This window comes from Enterococcus sp. DIV2467a (assembly GCF_050532945.1).
GTDB classification, from domain to species: domain Bacteria; phylum Bacillota; class Bacilli; order Lactobacillales; family Enterococcaceae; genus Enterococcus; species Enterococcus faecalis.
On sequence record NZ_CP172896.1, the window covers coordinates 864,227 to 882,205 of the forward strand.

Genomic DNA, 17,979 nt, shown 5'->3' on the forward strand with positions numbered 1-17,979 from the left:
GCTAAAAAATAATTTTTAGAACGAAGATTTGTGGTATAATCTAGGTGATTGAACACTAAACTATATCAGAAATCGAGGTGCAAGAAATGTATTCAATTATTGTAAATGGTCAAAGTGAAACCTGTGAAACAAACAAAAAATTAATGGACTTTTTGCGGGAGGATCTGGGCCTAACTGGAACAAAAGATGGCTGTAACCAAGGCTCTTGCGGTGCATGTACGGTGTTAGTAAATGGAAAGGCTTCCAAAGCATGTTTGTTTACTCTAGAAAAATTAGCTGGTAAAGAAGTCACGACAATCGAAGGTTTAAGCCAACGGCAAAAAGATGTCTACGCCTATGCGTTCGCAAAAACGGGTGCAGTTCAGTGCGGGTATTGCATCCCTGGGATGGTTATTTCGGCACAAGGATTATTGAACAAGAAACCCGAACCCACAAAAGAAGACATTCAGAAAGCTATACGAGGAAACATTTGTCGTTGTACTGGATATGTGAAAATAATAGAAGCCATTCAGTTAGCTGCTAAAATGTTTTGTGAAGAAACGAGCATTCCAGAAGAACATTCAAATGGTAAATTAGGGGAAGACTTCCAACGGGTCGATGCAGTGGAGAAAACCTTAGGGACAGGGATTTATGTAGATGACATTGACATAGAAGGAATGCTTCATGCATCTGCTTTGCGGAGTGCCTATCCTCGCGCAAAAGTTCTATCAATCGATAGTACCCAAGCATTGGCGCATCCTGACTGTGTGGCTGTGTTCACAGCTAAAGACGTTCCAGGAAATAATAAAATTGGTCATTTAGAATTTATTTCCGATTGGGATGTAATGATTCCAGAAGGAGAAATAACACGGTATGTTGGGGATGCAGTGGCACTCGTTGTTTCAAAAAGAAAAGAAACCTTACCAGAGATAAAAAATTTAGTGGAAGTTGATTATGAAGAAATGATACCGCTTACTTCTTGTGAAGCTGCTTTAGCAGAAGGTGCACCAGTTATTCATGAAAAGGGCAATATCTTGTCTCATGAACACTTGGTACGTGGCAATGCAGAGGAAGTGTTAGCAAATTCTGCGTTTGTAGTGACAGAACATTATTCCGTACCAATTAACGAACATGCCTTTATGGAACCCGAGTGTGCGATTGCACAGCCTGAAGGTGAGGGCATTTTACTCTTTAGTGCGGGTCAAAGTATCTATGATGAACAACGGGAAGTGGCTCGGATGTTAGGACTAGACAAGGAAAAAATTCATGTTCAATCAAAACTTGTTGGTGGTGGTTTTGGTGGAAAAGAAGACATGAGTGTTCAGCATCATGCATCCTTAGCAGCTTGGTTATTGAAGAAACCAGTAAAAGTACTGCTAAGCCGTGAAGAAAGTTTGATGGTTCATCCCAAACGCCATGGCATGGAAATGGACTTTACGACCGGCTGTGATGAAGAAGGCAATTTAACTGCAATGAAAGCAGTGATTTATGCGGATACTGGGGCCTATGCTTCTTTAGGAGGACCGGTATTGCAACGGGCTTGTACACATGCGGCAGGTCCCTACAAGTATCAAACGATTGATGTGGAAGGGTTTGCTGTATATACTAATAATCCGCCAGCAGGTGCATTTCGCGGATTTGGTGTTTGCCAAACGGCTTTTGCAATTGAAAGTAATTTAAACTTGTTAGCAGAAAAAGTCGGACTATCACCATGGGAAATACGCTTTAAAAATGCCGTCGCCCCAGGAGATACTTTACCGAATGGACAATTGGTCTCGAAAAATGCGGCGTTAAAAGAAGCCTTGTTAGCGGTTAAAGACGTCTATGAACAAGCGGAAGTTGCTGGAATTTCTAGTTTCTTTAAAAATAGTGGCGTGGGTGTGGGGCTACCTGATACAGGGCGTTGTATTATTTCTGTTGAAGAAGGAAAAATACATGTCCGCACAAGTGCTGCTTGTATCGGTCAAGGGATGGCAACCGTTACGACGCAAATTGCCTGTGAAACATTAAATTTACCACCAGAAATGATTGTTGCGGAAGCCCCTGATACGAGAAGAACACCGAATTCAGGAACGACAACGGCTTCGAGGCAGTCACTCTTCACAGGAGAAGCAACTAGAAGAGCGGCAATGCAATTACGGTATGAACTTGATATGGGACGTGCTTTAAGTGATTTGGAAGGTGAAGAATTTTATGGGGAATATTCAGCGAAAACGGATCCGTTAATTAATGATAAAAAAAGTCCAGTTAGTCATGCTGGCTATGGTTATGCTGCTGAAGTAGCTATTCTAGATGACAAAGGAAAAGTAGCTAAATTTGTGGCTGCGTATGATATGGGGCAAGTGGTGAATCCACGAGCTGCTGAAGGTCAAATTGAAGGTGGGATTGCAATGGGCATGGGGTATGCTTTAACTGAAAAATTTGCCTTAGAAGAAGGCTATGTTAAAGCAAAATATGCAACGCTAGGATTAGTGAATGCCACTCAAGTACCACCAATCGAAACAATTTTGGTTCATGCTGACAATCTTCACGAAGGTTTAGCCTATGGAATTAAAGGCGTAGGTGAGTTAGCAACGATCCCTACCGCACCAGCTTTAGCAGGCGCATATTTTGCCTTGGATGGTCAGCTCCGACCAAGTCTGCCTTTAGAAAATACCCCTTATCAAAAGAAAAAAAGATAAAAGGAGACAACTCATGTCACTCGTTAGTGTCATTATTCTAGCATCGGGCAATTCACAACGGATGGGCCAAAATAAATTGTTCTTAAAATATCAAGGAAAAACATTTTTAGAGCACACGTTAACCTTAGTGAATCAATTAGACGTATTAGAACGGATTTTAGTTGTTTCGCCTGAGAATCAGCCAGCGTTTCCTTTACCTAAGAACATTCAGTTGATTCTCAATCATCAATGGCAAGAAGGACAAAGTAGCAGTATTCGTTTAGGAACCGAGCAAGCTCGGGGAGCTGGCTATTTATACTTACCTAGTGATCAACCACTGTTAACACCTAAAATGCTACAACCCGTGTTAGATAAATGTCAGAGAAATAAAATTGTAGTGCCATTACAAAAAGATGGTTGTCCTAGTAGTCCAGTATTATTCGGTAATCAATTTCGACAAGAACTATTAACATTGACTGGTGAAACAGGCGGACGCATGATTTATGAACGCTTTCCAGAAGCAGTTCAGATGTTGAGAATAGCGACTCCTGGCCGTTTAAAAGATATCGACACGCCAGAAGAGTACAGAAAATTAATTCAAGAAACCAATAGTTAGAGAGGAAAAACGTATGAAGGACTTGGTTTATTTAAATTATGCAGCGACTTCCTATAAAAAATTTCCAGCAACCATTGAGGCTTTGACTGCCTATTTAGCAGAAAATCAGTTCATGAATTACGGAAGAAATGCCCCTTTGCTTAGAGAGGGGCTTCCTCTTTTAGAGACACGTCAATTGTTAGCAGACTTTTTTCAGGCACCCAGTGCGGCTCAGATTACGTTTACGAATAACGCAACAACTTCCTTAAATCTTGCATTAGCGGGGATTTTACAACCTGGCGACCATGTGATTACGACTATGTTAGAACATCATGCAGTAGCTAGACCTCTTCACTTGCTTGAGAAAGAACGAGGCATTTCAGTGACGTATGTTGCTTGTCAAAAAACTGGCCTGTTAGATGTAGAAAATATTCAGCGAGCCTGGCGAACGAATACAAAAGCCTTGGTGATGACACACGCATCCAATGTCTTAGGCACCATTTTACCCATTGAAGAATGTTTTCAATGGGCTCAACAGAAAGGCTTGCTAACTGTTTTGGATGCGGCTCAAACGGCGGGATTTTTACCAATAAAAATGACCCAGATGGCCATTGATGTGTTAGCCTTTACTGGACATAAAAGCTTATATGGATTAGCAGGTATTGGTGGGTTAGCTTTTAGTGAGCGAGGGGCTGAAGCGGTCAAACCACTGATGGCGGGCGGCACTGGTAGCCATTCTAATTCCTTTGATCAACCCTCTTTTTTACCAGATAAATTTGAAGCTGGTACGTTAAACAGTTTAGGTATTCTAAGCTTAAATAGTTCTATTAAAGAGTTGAATAAAATTGGTTTAGCAGCGATTCAAAAGCATGAACGAACCTTAATGCAGAATTTTTTAAATGGTTTATCAGGGTTACCTGTCACAATTTTAGGAACCAAGGACGTGGCACAAACTGTCCCTGTTGTTTCTATCACACTGTGGAATCAGGAAGAAACAATAGTGGCACAGCAACTAGCAGAACAATATGGCATTATGACGCGCGCAGGTTTGCATTGTGCACCATTAGCCCATCAAACAGCTGGGACTTTAGCAACTGGCACCTTACGTTTTAGCTTTGGTTGGCAGACAACGCCTGAAGAAATTACTTGGACAATTCACGCTTTACAAGAACTACTAATTTGAGAAGGAGCGGACAGCATGGATTTTTTATCACAATGTACATCAGGTGGCTGTGGGGCAAAAATTGAATCCCGTGTACTGAACCAATTGTTGCAACACTTACCCGAAACACCGGCAAATGAGCGGCTACTCGTCGGATTTGAACATGCCGACGACGCCGCTGTTTACCAAATAACGTCTGAAAAAGCTTTGATTTCAACGGTAGATTTTTTTTCACCAATGGTCAATGATCCGTTATCATTTGGAAAAATTGCGGTCGCTAATGCTTTAAGTGATGTCTATGCCATGGGCGGAACAGTCCTTTATGCGCTAAATCTTGTTTGTTTTCCACAAAAGATGTCAAAAGAATGGTTGGAACAAATGCTCTTGGGTGGCAGCTTAAAATTAAAGGAAGCGGGTGCTTTACTGGCGGGAGGCCATTCGATTTATGACCATGAACCCAAGTATGGTCTAGCGGTAACCGGAGAAGTTCATCCAGAAAATTTGTGGCATAATAATACGCCACAGGTGGGGGATGTCTTGATTTTAACTAAAGCATTAGGTGTAGGAATTATTCAAGCGGCTGTTCGGGGGCAATTGGCGAAGCAGACGGAACAAAAAATCGCACAAGATTCGATGGAACGTTTAAATAAATATGCCGCTGCGAATGCTCGATCCTACGCAGTACATGCTTGTACTGACGTGACTGGGTTTGGTCTATTAATTCATGCAAAAGAAATGGCTGATAATCAGGTAACATTACTGATTGATACAGAAGCATTACCAACCATTACAGGAGCGTTGGCCTACGCCGCAGAATGTTTAGTCACTGCAGCTGGGCAAAGAAACCGCCAAACAATCGGAACGACAATCGATTATTCAAAAATTTCTATGGAAATGCAAGAACTTTTGTTTGATCCACAAACTTCTGGCGGACTGTTAATTAGTGTCGCTGCTGACGAAGCGGCAGCCTGTTTAGCAGCTATTCAAAAAGAGGACCCTGTTGCCAAAATTATTGGCGAGGTTCTGCCAAAAGAACAACAAGCAGTAGTACTTTTATAGAGAGAAGGGCCAAATATGAAATTAGTAGATGCATTGGGGAAACCTTGCCCAATACCTGTGATTGAAACAAAAAAAGCTTTGGCGGAGTTAGGTTTAGCTGGAGGCACTATCGAGGTATTAGTCGATAACGAAGTAGCCATTGAAAATTTAAAAAAATTAGCTACTAAAAAACAGGCCACTTTGACTGCGAAGCAGATAGAAGCCACGGTTTTCTCTGTCAAAATTACGGTACCTGAAGAAGCGACTCAACAAACAAGTCAGTCAGCAACAGATTTAGTAATTACGATTGGCTCCGATCAATTAGGTACTGGAGACGAGCAGCTAGGACGACTATTAATGAAAAGTTATCTTCAATCATTATCAGAAGCAGAAACTGTTCCTACACAGCTATTATTCTTTAATCGAGGGGCGTTTTTAACGAATCAAGCAGCGAATACCTTAGCTGATTTGCAACAATTAGCGGAGAAGGGAACCACGATTCAAACGTGTGGGGCCTGTTTAGATTTTTATCATTTAACAGACACCTTAGCTATCGGCTCTATTACTAATATGTACGAAATTGTTGAAACAATGAATCAAGCGGCTAAAGTAATTACGCTTTAACAAAAAAAGAAGGTGAAAAGATGGAGTATTTGCTAACCTTTCCGAATACACATTATGCTGTTCTGGCAGAACAAGTACTGTTGGCAAGAAAGGTGGCTGTTCGCGTCTTTACTTTGCCACCATCATTGACGGATGGCTGTGGGATCGGTTTACTCATTAATGAAGCGGAAATAACTCACAGTGTATGTTTTTTAGAAGAAGCAAAAGTACGCGTAGCCTCTATTTTTTCTGTGAAAAATGACCTTGGGGAAAGGAGGTACCAACTGTGGAGTCCTTAAAAAAGTGTTTTGATTTACAAGGAAAGGAGATTGTGTCAATTGTTGGTAGTGGTGGGAAAACAAGCTTAATGTGGGCGCTAGCAAAAACATATCGAAAAGAAGCTGTTCTGGTTAGTACAACCACAAAAATTGGGTTTCCCCAACGTCAATTGTATGATTATTTTTATACAAACCATTTTGAAAAAATAACGCCGAATATCTGCGGAATCACTTTAGCAGGAACCGCTATCAACAACCAAACAAAACTAACGATGCCTGCAATGACCTCGTTTCAAACATTGTTTCAGCACTTCACGAAAGTTTTTTTAGAAGCGGATGGGTCCAAACAACGACCTTTGAAAGGCTGGTCCTCTTATGAACCCGTGATATTAAAAGAAACAACCACCACAATTGGTGTGCTTCCGATTTCTGTGATTGGTCAAAAGATAGATGAAACGACCATTCATCGGTTGCCGCTTTTTTTGGAATTAACCGATGCGCAACTACAAGAACCAATCACAGAAACATTGTTAGCTCAACTGATTGATCATCCAAAAGGATTGTTTAAAGAGAGCCAAGGCCAACGAATTTTATGTTTAAATCAAACCCATACGCGAAGAGAGTTCGTTCAAGCGATGAATGTCTGTCTTCAATTACCCAAAAGCTGTTTTGAAAAATTAGACAAGATTATTGCTTGCAATATGGAATTAGAGAAAGGACTTATTTTATGGGAGAAATCAGTCAAAACATCCAAGAAAAATTAGTGATTGTTCGCGGAGGGGGCGATCTAGCGACAGGTGTTATCCAAAAATTATGGCACGTTGGCTTTAAAATACTAGTATTAGAAACAGAATGTCCTCTGGCCATTCGGCGGACTGTTTCAGTTTGTGATGCTATTTTCCAGAAAGAACAAAGTGTGGAAGATTTGGTTGCTGTTCGAATTACTTCATTAAAGGATTGCGCGAAATGTTGGCAGCAAAATAAGCTGCCTGTTTTTGTCGATCAAACAGCAAGTGCTATTCAACAATTGAAACCACTGATTGTTATCGATGCGATTTTGGCTAAGAAAAATTTAGGTACGCATCGAGGAATGGCACCGATTACGATTGCTTTAGGACCAGGCTTTTCAGCACCGCAAGATGTCGATGTTGTGATTGAGACAATGCGTGGACATAGGTTGGGACGTTTATACTTTGAAGGAACAGCTTTACCTAATACAGGTATTCCAGGTGAAATTGGCGGAAAAAGTGCGGAACGAGTTGTCCATGCCCCTGCTTCAGGACAAATTACCCACCTTAAAAACATAGGGGATCTCGTGTTGAAAGGGGAAGCATTATTTTTAATCGATCAGGTTCCAGTTTATTCGCCTCTGACAGGGACTTTGAGAGGATTGATTTCAGAAAAGGTAACATGTTATCAAGGGTTGAAGTGTGCAGATGTAGATCCTCGACCAGTTGAGAAAGTCGATTACTTGACGATCTCCGACAAAGCTCGTGCATTAGGGGGAGCGGTTTTAGAAGCAATTTTTATGATTGGAAGAAGGAAAAACGTTTTATAAAAAAGAACCTAAATAATATTTTTTTTACCTTAAAAATATTGTTAAAAAGGTTTGGAATGTGGTATAGTAAAGACGTAGTAAAAAATACTCTATCTCGAAAGGGGAAGAGTACATACTTAGTTAGATTAGTTTGTGAATAAAATCATTTGTAAAAGTTATTTTTTTAAGAATTGATGTAAGGGGTTACAATTGCATTTGAATGCATTGAAATATTTAGGAAAAAGAAAGGAAATGAATGAAGATGGCATTAGTAAAAATTGTTTATGCAAGTATGACTGGAAACACAGAAGAAATTTCCGAGATTTTGGAAGAACAGTTTCAAGAAGCTGGAGTTGAAGTAGAACGTGAAGAATGTTCAGAAGTTGATGTAGACTTCTTTGATGATGCAGATGCTTGTATTATCGCAACGTATACTTATGGTGATGGGGAACTGCCTTTTGAATTTGAAGATTTCTTTGATGAATTAACTGAAAAGGATTTAGCAGGTAAGCCATTTGGCGTTGTTGGTTCCGGTGATCGTGAATATGGTGAATTTTTCTGTAAATCAGCGCATGATTTTGTAGGAGCTTTTGAAAAAGCTGGTGCTAAAAAAGTAGCTGAAACAGTTGAAATTGAAAACAATGCAGAAGAAGAAGACATCGAAATGCTAAAAACATTTGTTAAAAGTGTCGCCACAACTTTATCTGATAGCGTTGCCTAAGGGTTTAAGAAAGTAGGAGTCAGAATGAAAAGGAACGATGAAGGTAGGTATTTCAATGTTTAATATTCTTCAATCGACTCAATTATCTAGTAATACATTTGATTTTTGGCTGGAAGCGCCAAGAATAGCGACACATGCCCAGGCTGGACAGTTTGTTATTTTAAGAATTGACGAAAAAGGAGAGCGGATCCCTTTAACGATTGCGGAGACAAATCCAAAAGCAGGCAGTATTCGAATTATTTTCCAAGTAATCGGTAAGACAACAGCTGCACTTTCCCAACTTAAAACTTCAGACTCTTTGTTGGATATCACTGGACCTTTAGGTATGCCCACAGAAGTGAAGCAATATGGAACGGTGATGGTTGTCGGTGGCGGGGTTGGTATCGCGGCTATTTATCCAATTATCAAGGCTTTAAAAGAAGCAGGCAACCGAGTGATTACGATTTTGGGAGCACGAACAGCTGAGTTAGTTCTGTTACAAGAAGAATGCCGTCGTTATTCAGATGAGCTAATCATTACAACGGATGATGGTTCATTAGGTAAAAAGGGCTTAGTAACAGAAGCGATGGAAGAAGTTATTGCACGTGAATCTGTAGCGTGCAGTTGGGCGATTGGGCCCAGCATCATGATGAAATTTTGTACCTTGACAGCTGAAAAACATCAATTACCAATTTATGTTTCCTTGAATCCTATTATGATTGACGGAACAGGCATGTGTGGCGGTTGTCGGGTCACTGTTGATGGCACCATGAAATTTGCCTGTGTTGATGGACCTGAGTTTAAAGGCAATGAAGTAAATTGGGATGAATTCATTAATCGAATGAAGCAATATCAGGAATAAGAAGCAGTTTGCTTTACAGATCGTTTGAAAGAGCAGGTGGAGAAAAATGGCTAGAAAAAGTCGTATAAAAACACCGATTGCGGAACAAGCACCTACTATCAGAAAGAATAATTTTGAAGAGGTTTGCTTAGGCTATACATTAGCAGAAGGGCAAGAAGAAGCGATTCGCTGTTTACAATGTAAAAATGCACCTTGTATTGCTAAATGCCCCGTGATGATTGATATTCCTGGATTTATTTTAGCTATTCGTGAAGGAAACATGGAACAAGCAGCCAATATTTTAAGTAAATATACGAATTTACCTGCTATTTGTGGACGCGTTTGTCCGCAAGAGAAACAATGTGAACAAGTTTGTAAATTAGGGAAAGCCAAAAACTTTGAACCAGTGGCAATTGGCAAATTAGAACGTTTAGTTGCCGATTGGGCATTAGAAAATCACATGTTTCTAAAAAAAACAGCGGAACCAACAAAAGGGAAAATCGCAGTGGTCGGTTCTGGTCCTTCTGGGTTAACAGTTGCGGGGGATTTGGCAAAGCTCGGCTACGAAGTAATTATTTTTGAAGCGCTTCATGAAGCTGGTGGCGTATTAACCTATGGCATACCTGAATTTCGATTACCGAAAAAAATTGTTAAACAAGAAATTGCGAGTATTGAAGCCTTAGGTGTAACAATAGAAACCAATGTGGTAGTAGGTAAAACGATTACGATGGAAGAAATAATGTCAGAGTTTGATGCCTGTTATCTATCGGTTGGTGCAGGGGCACCAAATTTTATGGGAATCCCAGGAACTAGTTTAAATGGGGTTTATTCTTCTAGTGAATTTTTAACACGAATCAATTTAATGCATAGCTATGAGTTTCCAGAATATGATACACCGATTAAACGTGCTAAAAATGTCGTTGTGATTGGCGGCGGGAATGTTGCAATGGATGCCGCTCGTTCAGCCAAACGATTAGGCGCTGAAAATGTGAATATTGTGTATCGTCGTTCGTTAGAAGAATTACCAGCAAGAATTGAAGAATACCACCATTCCCTTGAAGAAGGAATTAACTATTATTGGTTGACAAATCCGATTGCTTATTTAGATGACCAACAAGGAAATCTAGGCGGTGTTGAATGTGTCAAAATGGTTTTAGGTGAACCAGATGCGTCTGGAAGACGACGGCCAGAACCGGTTCCAGACAGCACGTTTACTATTCCCGCTGATGCAGTAATCGAGGCAATTGGTCAAGGAGCAAATCGAGTCTTGTTATCAACATATCCAGAAATAGAACTAAACCAATGGGGGTACATTCAGGCCGATCCTAAAACAGGAGCAACCTCAATACCTGGCGTTTTTGCTGGGGGCGATATAGTCACAGGTGCTGCCACCGTTATTTTAGCGATGGGCGCTGGGAAAATCGCAGCTAATGCAATTGATCAGTATGTCAAAACACAAAAAACAACAGTCACAAGCAATGTTTAGGAAAGATAAAAGGTGAAAAAATGAAAAAAACAATGGATGGAAACACCGCAGCGGCTTATATTTCATATGCGTTTACAGAAGTTGCCGCTATTTATCCTATCACACCAAGTTCAACAATGGCAGAGTTGGTAGATGAATGGGCGGAAAGTGGTTTAAAAAATATTTATGGTCAAAAAGTTCAAGTTATTGAAATGCAATCAGAAGCTGGGGCAGCAGGAGTAGTTCATGGTTCGTTAAAAACAGGTGCGTTAACCACTACTTATACTGCTTCACAAGGTTTACTGTTGATGATTCCCAATATGTATAAAATCGCAGGAGAATTGCTGCCTTCTGTGTTCCACGTGGCGGCTCGGGCAGTAACGACAAGTGCGTTGAGTATTTTTGGTGACCATGGCGATGTGATGGCTACCCGCCAAACAGGTTTTTGTATGTTAGCAGAATCGAGTGTCCAAGAAGTAATGGATTTGTCGGCAGTTGCTCATTTAGCTAGCTTAGAAGGTAGTTTACCTTTTGTAAACTTTTTTGATGGTTTTAGAACGAGCCATGAACTACAAAAAATCGAAGTGATTGATTATGATTACCTGAAAGAAATGGTGAATCAGGAAGCTGTAACTCGTTTTAGAATGGGAGGCATGAATCCTAATCATCCCACTGTTTCAGGGACCGCTCAAAATCCTGACATTCATTTTCAGCAAAGAGAAACAGTCAATAAAAATTACGAAGAAATGCCAAAAATTGTTCAAAAATACATGAAAAAAATTAACAATCTTCGTGGAACAACGTATGATTTAACCGATTATTACGGGGTTGAAGATGCAACAGAAGTCATTATTTCAATGGGGTCGGCTTCGCCAGTAATCAAACAAACAGTTGACTATCTCAATCAACAAGGACGCAAAGTTGGTTTTATCAATATTCATTTATATCGTCCATTTCCTACCGAAAACCTTCTTGAAAAATTACCAGCTACAGTAGAAAAGGTTGGGGTTTTAGATCGAACAAAAGAATCAGGAGCCGAAGGAGAACCGTTATTGCTAGATGTTCAAAGCGCTCTCTATCAACATGAAAATCGACCAATTGTGATTGGTGGACGTTATGGGTTAGGCTCTAAAGACGTAGCGCCTAATCAAATTAAAGCGATCTATGATCATTTGTTATTGCCATTTAAAGAATTAAAACAACGTTTTACGGTAGGGATCGTTGATGATGTAACTTATCAATCATTGCCAGAAGAACCTACTTTAGATTTAACGCCAGATACTACCTTCCAAGCAAAATTTTGGGGCTTTGGTTCTGACGGAACTGTGGGAGCAAACAAGCAAGCGATTAAAATTATCGGAGATCATACCGACCTTTATGCACAAGCTTACTTTAGTTATGATTCTAAAAAATCAGGCGGTTTAACCGTTTCGCATCTGCGTTTTGGTAAAGAGCCAATTACTTCCACGTATTTAATTGAACAAGCAGATTTCATCGCTTGTCATAATGCTTCCTATTTGCATAAATATGACCTGTTAAAAGGTTTAAAAGATGGCGGAACGTTTTTACTGAATACTATTTGGGATCAAGAAAAGGTTCACCGTTTATTACCGGCTAAGTTAAAAAAATATATTGGGGAGCACCAAATCAAATTTTATATTATCAATGCGGTTGAGTTAGCTCGCAAAGTAGGCTTAGGCCGTCGGATCAATACAGTGATGTCTACTGCCTTTTTTGAAGTAACAGATATTTTAACGAAAGAGCAATATTTACCGTTACTTAAAGAAGAAGTGAAAAAGACTTATGGAAAAAAATCAATGGAAATTGTTGAAAAAAATTACCAAGCGATTGATGCTACCTTTGAATCGCTGCAAGAAATCGTAGTTCCAGAAGATTGGGCAACCATTGTTTTAGAATCAGAAAATCAAGAGTCGGAAGCTCCAGCTTTTGTGACAAATATTTTAGAACCAATCAATCGTCAAGAAGGGGATCAGCTGACCGTTTCAGATTTGATTGAAAACGGAATGAAGGGCGGTGCCATTCCTATGGGCACTGCGGCTTATGAAAAACGTGGCATTGCGTTAGAAGTGCCTGAGTGGCAAATGGATAAGTGTACGATGTGTAATGAATGTGCCTTTGTTTGTCCACATGCGGCTATTCGACCGTTTTTAGCGGATGAAGAAGAACTGAAAGAAGCACCTGCAGGTTTTGCCATGCGCGAAATGCGTGGCACAGATGGGTTGATGTATCGTATCCAAGTTTCTTTAGAAGACTGTACAGGTTGTGGTCTTTGTGTTCAGGCATGTCCCGTGAAAGACAAGGCGATTTTAATGAAACCTTATGAAACTCAGAAAGAGCAAGCGATGAATTGGGCCTTTGCGATGACTCTTAAACAAAAAGCCAACCCAGTCAAAAAACTTTCTGTTAAAGGTTCCCAATTTAACCAGCCATTGATGGAATTTTCAGGTGCTTGTGAAGGCTGTGGCGAAACACCTTATATTAAGTTGTTGACGCAATTATTTGGTGATCGAATGATGATTGCTAACGCAACAGGCTGTTCATCAATTTGGGGTGGTTCGTCACCGGTGACGCCTTATACAACGAACGAATGTGGCCAAGGACCAGCTTGGAGTAATTCGCTGTTTGAAGATAATGCGGAATATGGTTATGGTATGTATATTGCCAATCGAACGAAACGTCAACATTTAGCTAGTCTGGTTGAAGAAAGTCTTGCTAAAAACGTCGGATCAGATTCACTTCAAGCCTTGTTGAATGATTGGTTGGAACACATGGCTGAAGGGGAAGGAACACAACAGCGAGCCACCAAACTAGCGGCAGCATTAAGTGAAGAAGCCGATGAAGATCCACTTCTAACAAAAATTTACGAACAAAAAGATTTACTAGTGAAAACGAGTCAATGGATTGTCGGCGGCGATGGTTGGGCCTATGATATCGGGTTTAGCGGCATTGATCATGTTCTTGCTAGTGGGGAAGATGTTAATATTTTTGTTATGGATAACGAAGTGTATGCCAATACAGGCGGACAAACATCTAAAGCTACACCAGCTTCAGCCATTGCCAAATTCTCAGCGGGTGGGAAACATACCTCTAAAAAAGATTTAGGGATGATGGCAATCACTTATGGGAATGTCTATGTTGCACAAGTGGCTTTAGGCGCAAACTCAATGCAAACGATTAAAGCAATTGACGAAGCGGAGCGGTACCCAGGCCCATCAATTATCATTGGTTATACCCCATGTATTAATCACGGGGTCAAAGGTGGAATGGTTCGGACGTTAGATCAAGCCAAAGAAGCCGTTGAATCTGGCTATTGGCCACTTTATCGCTACAATCCAGAGTTAGTTAAGAAAGGCAAAGATCCGATGGTCATTGACTACAAGAAAACAGATTTTGACAAAATGCGTGATTTCCTTGAAAAACAAACACGTTACTCTGCGTTGCATACAATTAAACAGAATCAAGAAGTAGTCGAACATTTACTTGATAAAACTAAAGAAGATGCAATTGAACGCTCTGAAAGTTATAACAAACTAGTCACACACATGAAAAAATAAAAAAACAAAGCCTCTTACTTGAGAGGCTTTGTTTTTTTATCCAATAATAATTTTTTCTGAAGGGTATTCGTAGCCTAAGTCACGTGTTTCTTTTGGTACAAAAATCATTAAGGTATAAAGCATACCAATACGTCCAATAAACATTAATAAGGCAATCATTAATTTACCTACTGTTGTTAAATCGTCTGTAATGCCCAAAGAAAGACCGGTTGTCCCAAAGGCAGAAGCGACTTCCACAATGATTGAAATCAAGGGAAGATTTTCAGTGGCTGACAAAAAGACGACAGCGAAAAAGCACATAATCAAAGATAACATGAAGACGACAATCGATTTTTTGACATCATCGTCATCTATTTTACGGCTAAAGACGCTAATATCATCTTCACTTTTTAAAAAGGCTAACAAATACAAGCCAATAATCGCAACAGTCGTTGTTCGGACACCACCACCAACAGAGCTAGGACTACAACCAATAAACATTAACACAGAGAAAATAATCAACGTTGTAATTTGGAAGTCTCCTAAATCATTAATTTGGAGGCCAGCGTTTCGTGTAGTCATCGAATAAAACATCGAACTTACCCAACGGCCACTTTCATTCATTGTCAAAAATAGGTGATCTTTTTCTAATAAGTAAATCAAAATAGTCCCGCCAATAAACAGAACAATAAACGCTAGCAAAGCAATTTTACTAAACAATGAGAAGCGGAAAGGCAAGCCTCGTTTCTTCTTGCGAAAGTTCTTTTTCTTAAAATGTAACCACTCATGAATTTCCAGTAAAACGGGAAATCCAATCCCGCCGATAAAAATTAAGAACATAATTGCCAGTAAAAAGAGATAATCATGAGCAAAAGGAATAATTGAATCACCTGAAATATCAAAGCCTGAATTAGTCACTGCAGAAATAGCTTGATAAAATCCATAAAATATCGCATCTCGCCAGTTCGTATAATAACCACTTATATAAAAATAAAGCGAAAAGAGCGAGCCGAAGATTACTTGGAACCAAATTAAAATCAAAAAAGTGGTGCGGATCAGTCGAACAATTCCGCTCAGTCGCGGCTGATTCATGTCAGTCATAATTAACTGACGTTGCTTTAATGTGATTCGCCGTTTTGATAAAATAAAAAAGACCGTTGAAATCATCATAATCCCTAAGCCACCAACTTGGAAAAGAACCTCCAATAAGACGATCCCACGATCATTAAAAACCGAATTAATATCGACTGTGGTGAGTCCAGTAACACTGACTGTACTGATTGCTAAGAAAAATAAATCAATAAAAGGAACATGCGAGTCAGGTTCTCTGAAAATAGGGAGGCAAAACAATAAATAAGAAATAACCGTCATTAATATGTAATAAGCGACGATGATTTGAATAGATGAAAAATTTTTGCGAATAAATCGATCGCTTTTTCGCTGTGCCAGCCACAGCAAACGTGTATGGTTCACTAGATAACCTCCCAATTCTAATTAAACTAAGTATACCAAAACTTTTCGCCTCAAACGAATAATTCTGCCAGAAAATCCTTGAAATGACAAATAAAAATAAGAAATTCGTTAGAAATAATTGGAAAACATCCACAAACAAGCGAGAACATGATATTTTATGAAAGAATAGAAAAATAGGTTGTTCCCCAAACAACTTATTGCTAATTGGTCAGTTTGTCTAACGATACAACTTTAAAAAGTAGTGGTAGCTTTTTTATTTCGGTTGATATGTGAATGTGTTCACTTTGTGTAACAAACTGTTATTTTTATTCAAATGAAAAATAAGAAATTGTGTTGGTAGAAATCAATAGTTTATAAGGTGGGAAAACAATGAAAAAAGTGTTAATGGGAGTTCTCTCCCTAGGGTTATTATTAGGTGCAGCAACAGGTTGTACAAGCGATCAAGAAAAAGCCGCTGGTAAAACAAAAGCATCTTCTGAAAAAACAGAAGCAACATCTGGTGCCTCTGCTAATGGTTATACAGATCCAAGTGAACTAAAAGACAGTTATGATGTTGTTATTGTTGGTTCAGGTGGTGCGGGGATGACCGCTGCATTACAAGCCAAAGAAGCTGGCATGAATCCAGTTATTTTAGAAAAAATGCCTGTTGCAGGTGGGAATACAATTAAATCGTCTTCAGGAATGAATGCTTCACAAACAAAATTCCAAGAAAAAGAAGGCATTAAAGATAGCAACGATAAATTCTTTGAAGAAACACTAAAAGGCGGTAAAGGAACCAACGATCAAGAATTACTACGTTATTTTGTTGATCATTCAGCTGAAGCAATTGATTGGTTAGATACAAAAGGAATTACATTGAGCAATTTAACGATTACAGGTGGAATGAGCGAAAAACGTACACACCGTCCTGCTGACGGATCAGCAATTGGGGGCTATCTAGTTGACGGTTTAGTACGTAACGTTCGCGAAGAAAAAATTCCATTGTTTGTTGATGCTGACGTGACAGACTTAGTTGAAGAAAACGGTCAAATCGATGGCGTAAAAGTGAAAATGAAAGATGATAAAGAAAAAACAGTTAAAGCAAAAGCAGTCGTTGTCACAACAGGTGGTTTCGGTGCCAACGAAAAATTAATTACACAATACAAACCAGAATTGAAAAACTATGTTACAACGAACCAAGAAGGAACAACAGGTGACGGTATCCAAATGATTCAAAAAGTTGGCGGTGCGTTAGTGGATATGAAAGAAATTCAAATTCACCCAACTGTTCAACAAAGCGATGCTTTCTTAATTGGTGAAGCAGTTCGTGGAGAAGGCGCAATCTTGGCTTCTCAAAAAGGAGAACGTTTTGTTAATGAGTTAGATACACGTGACAAAGTTTCTGCAGCAATCAATGCCTTACCAGAAAAATCAGCTTATTTAGTCTTTGACCAAGGCGTTCGCGACCGTGCAAAAGCCATTGATTTCTATGATCAAAAAGGTTTCGTGGAAAAAGGTGAAACGATTGAAGAATTAGCTGAAAAAATTGGCATGCCTGCCGATACATTGAAAGCAACGATTGATACTTGGAACCAAGATGTTAATGCCAAAGATGACAAACAATTTGGCCGGACAACTGGCATGGAAGCTGACCTAAGCACAGCGCCTTACTACGCAATTAAAATTGCACCAGGGATTCACCACACAATGGGTGGCGTGAAAATCAACACGAAAACAGAAGTTTTACGTGAAGATGGCACACCAATTAAAGGTCTATATGCTGCTGGTGAATTAACAGGTGGCTTACATGGTCAAAACCGTATCGGAGGCAATGCCATCGCCGATATTATCATTTATGGTCGTCAAGCAGGTACGCAATCAGCAGAATTTGCCTCTGCTCAAAAATAACTAGTTTAAAAAGTCTGAAATTGTAGTCAAATAACTACAATTTCGGGCTTTTTTATTGCATACTAGCAGGATCATTAGTTGGAGTATAAATAGCCCTGCTAAAATGACTTTGGCGTAGATTCTGTTTTTTTCAGAAAAATGCACGACCATTTTAGCTAAAAATACTGCTTTTTTGCTGAAAATATAGTAAAATACGTAAGGAACTAA

General features: G+C 39.5%; 14 protein-coding genes. 13 read left to right on the forward strand and 1 reads right to left on the reverse strand.

The features are described from left to right. The first annotated feature begins 86 nt into the window (after positions 1-86). The 12 genes from xdh (at position 87) to nifJ (ending at position 14,433) form a co-directional block, all read left to right on the forward strand. Positions 87-2,660, forward strand: a complete 2,574-nt coding sequence (gene xdh, locus IGL80_RS04115) for a selenium-dependent xanthine dehydrogenase (RefSeq protein ID WP_002359651.1) — start codon at positions 87-89, stop codon at positions 2,658-2,660. Positions 2,661-2,673: 13 nt separating this feature from the next. Beyond that, entirely contained in the window at positions 2,674-3,255 is a 582-nt protein-coding gene (gene mocA / locus IGL80_RS04120; protein ID WP_002359652.1) for a molybdenum cofactor cytidylyltransferase, read from the forward strand. A 13-nt stretch (positions 3,256-3,268) separates the two neighbouring features. Further along, entirely contained in the window at positions 3,269-4,417 is a 1,149-nt protein-coding gene (gene sclA, locus IGL80_RS04125) for a selenocysteine lyase SclA (protein WP_002359654.1), read from the forward strand. Positions 4,418-4,432: 15 nt separating this feature from the next. Further along, positions 4,433-5,455: a selenide, water dikinase SelD gene (gene selD, locus IGL80_RS04130; protein ID WP_002359657.1), complete on the forward strand. Its 1,023-nt coding sequence runs from the start codon at positions 4,433-4,435 to the stop codon at positions 5,453-5,455. A 15-nt stretch (positions 5,456-5,470) separates the two neighbouring features. Further along, the gene (gene yedF, locus IGL80_RS04135) at positions 5,471-6,058 is read left to right on the forward strand and encodes a sulfurtransferase-like selenium metabolism protein YedF (protein ID WP_002356602.1); all 588 of its coding nucleotides are present in this window, start codon (positions 5,471-5,473) and stop codon (positions 6,056-6,058) included. 20 nt (positions 6,059-6,078) lie between these two features. Next, on the forward strand, positions 6,079-6,336 hold the full coding sequence (locus tag IGL80_RS04140; RefSeq protein ID WP_002356603.1) for a DUF3343 domain-containing protein: 258 nt from the start codon (positions 6,079-6,081) through the stop codon (positions 6,334-6,336). Then, complete coding sequence (yqeC, locus tag IGL80_RS04145; RefSeq protein WP_002359659.1) at positions 6,324-7,079, forward strand: selenium cofactor biosynthesis protein YqeC; 756 nt, start codon at positions 6,324-6,326, stop codon at positions 7,077-7,079. Before IGL80_RS04140 ends, yqeC begins: the two co-directional genes overlap by 13 nt. Next, positions 7,043-7,873 carry a selenium-dependent molybdenum cofactor biosynthesis protein YqeB gene (gene yqeB, locus IGL80_RS04150; RefSeq protein ID WP_002359662.1) on the forward strand — a complete coding sequence of 277 codons (831 nt, stop codon included), beginning with the start codon at positions 7,043-7,045 and terminating at the stop codon, positions 7,871-7,873. The genes yqeC and yqeB overlap by 37 nt, the downstream gene beginning before the upstream one ends. A 235-nt stretch (positions 7,874-8,108) precedes the next feature. Further along, positions 8,109-8,573, forward strand: coding sequence for a flavodoxin (locus tag IGL80_RS04155; RefSeq protein WP_002382673.1), 465 nt, complete (start codon positions 8,109-8,111; stop codon positions 8,571-8,573). A gap of 37 nt (positions 8,574-8,610) precedes the next feature. Next, positions 8,611-9,414, forward strand: a complete 804-nt coding sequence (locus tag IGL80_RS04160; protein ID WP_430598543.1) for a sulfide/dihydroorotate dehydrogenase-like FAD/NAD-binding protein — start codon at positions 8,611-8,613, stop codon at positions 9,412-9,414. A 46-nt stretch (positions 9,415-9,460) separates the two neighbouring features. Continuing rightward, positions 9,461-10,879 (forward strand): NADPH-dependent glutamate synthase, encoded by a 1,419-nt coding sequence (gene gltA, locus IGL80_RS04165; RefSeq protein ID WP_002359664.1) that lies wholly within the window; start codon positions 9,461-9,463, stop codon positions 10,877-10,879. Between the two features lie 20 nt (positions 10,880-10,899). Next, on the forward strand, positions 10,900-14,433 hold the full coding sequence (gene nifJ / locus IGL80_RS04170) for a pyruvate:ferredoxin (flavodoxin) oxidoreductase (protein WP_002359666.1): 3,534 nt from the start codon (positions 10,900-10,902) through the stop codon (positions 14,431-14,433). A 36-nt stretch (positions 14,434-14,469) separates the two neighbouring features. Here nifJ and IGL80_RS04175 read toward each other — a convergent pair whose 3' ends face one another. Then, positions 14,470-15,885, reverse strand: a complete 1,416-nt coding sequence (locus tag IGL80_RS04175) for a Ktr system potassium uptake protein D (protein WP_002385738.1) — start codon at positions 15,883-15,885, stop codon at positions 14,470-14,472. A 369-nt stretch (positions 15,886-16,254) separates the two neighbouring features. On the opposite strand from IGL80_RS04175, the gene IGL80_RS04180 reads away from it, so the two are divergent. Beyond that, positions 16,255-17,772, forward strand: a complete 1,518-nt coding sequence (locus tag IGL80_RS04180) for a flavocytochrome c (protein ID WP_002356617.1) — start codon at positions 16,255-16,257, stop codon at positions 17,770-17,772. Positions 17,773-17,979: the final 207 nt, after the last annotated feature.

Coding starts and splice junctions, on each gene's coding strand:
- xdh (WP_002359651.1), top strand. CDS start 87: ATGTATTCAATTATTGTAAATGGTCAAAGTGAAACCTGTGAAACAAAC.
- mocA (WP_002359652.1), top strand. CDS start 2,674: ATGTCACTCGTTAGTGTCATTATTCTAGCATCGGGCAATTCACAACGG.
- sclA (WP_002359654.1), top strand. CDS start 3,269: ATGAAGGACTTGGTTTATTTAAATTATGCAGCGACTTCCTATAAAAAA.
- selD (WP_002359657.1), top strand. CDS start 4,433: ATGGATTTTTTATCACAATGTACATCAGGTGGCTGTGGGGCAAAAATT.
- yedF (WP_002356602.1), top strand. CDS start 5,471: ATGAAATTAGTAGATGCATTGGGGAAACCTTGCCCAATACCTGTGATT.
- IGL80_RS04140 (WP_002356603.1), top strand. CDS start 6,079: ATGGAGTATTTGCTAACCTTTCCGAATACACATTATGCTGTTCTGGCA.
- yqeB (WP_002359662.1), top strand. CDS start 7,043: ATGGGAGAAATCAGTCAAAACATCCAAGAAAAATTAGTGATTGTTCGC.
- IGL80_RS04155 (WP_002382673.1), top strand. CDS start 8,109: ATGAAGATGGCATTAGTAAAAATTGTTTATGCAAGTATGACTGGAAAC.
- IGL80_RS04160 (WP_430598543.1), top strand. CDS start 8,611: ATGAAGGTAGGTATTTCAATGTTTAATATTCTTCAATCGACTCAATTA.
- gltA (WP_002359664.1), top strand. CDS start 9,461: ATGGCTAGAAAAAGTCGTATAAAAACACCGATTGCGGAACAAGCACCT.
- nifJ (WP_002359666.1), top strand. CDS start 10,900: ATGAAAAAAACAATGGATGGAAACACCGCAGCGGCTTATATTTCATAT.
- IGL80_RS04180 (WP_002356617.1), top strand. CDS start 16,255: ATGAAAAAAGTGTTAATGGGAGTTCTCTCCCTAGGGTTATTATTAGGT.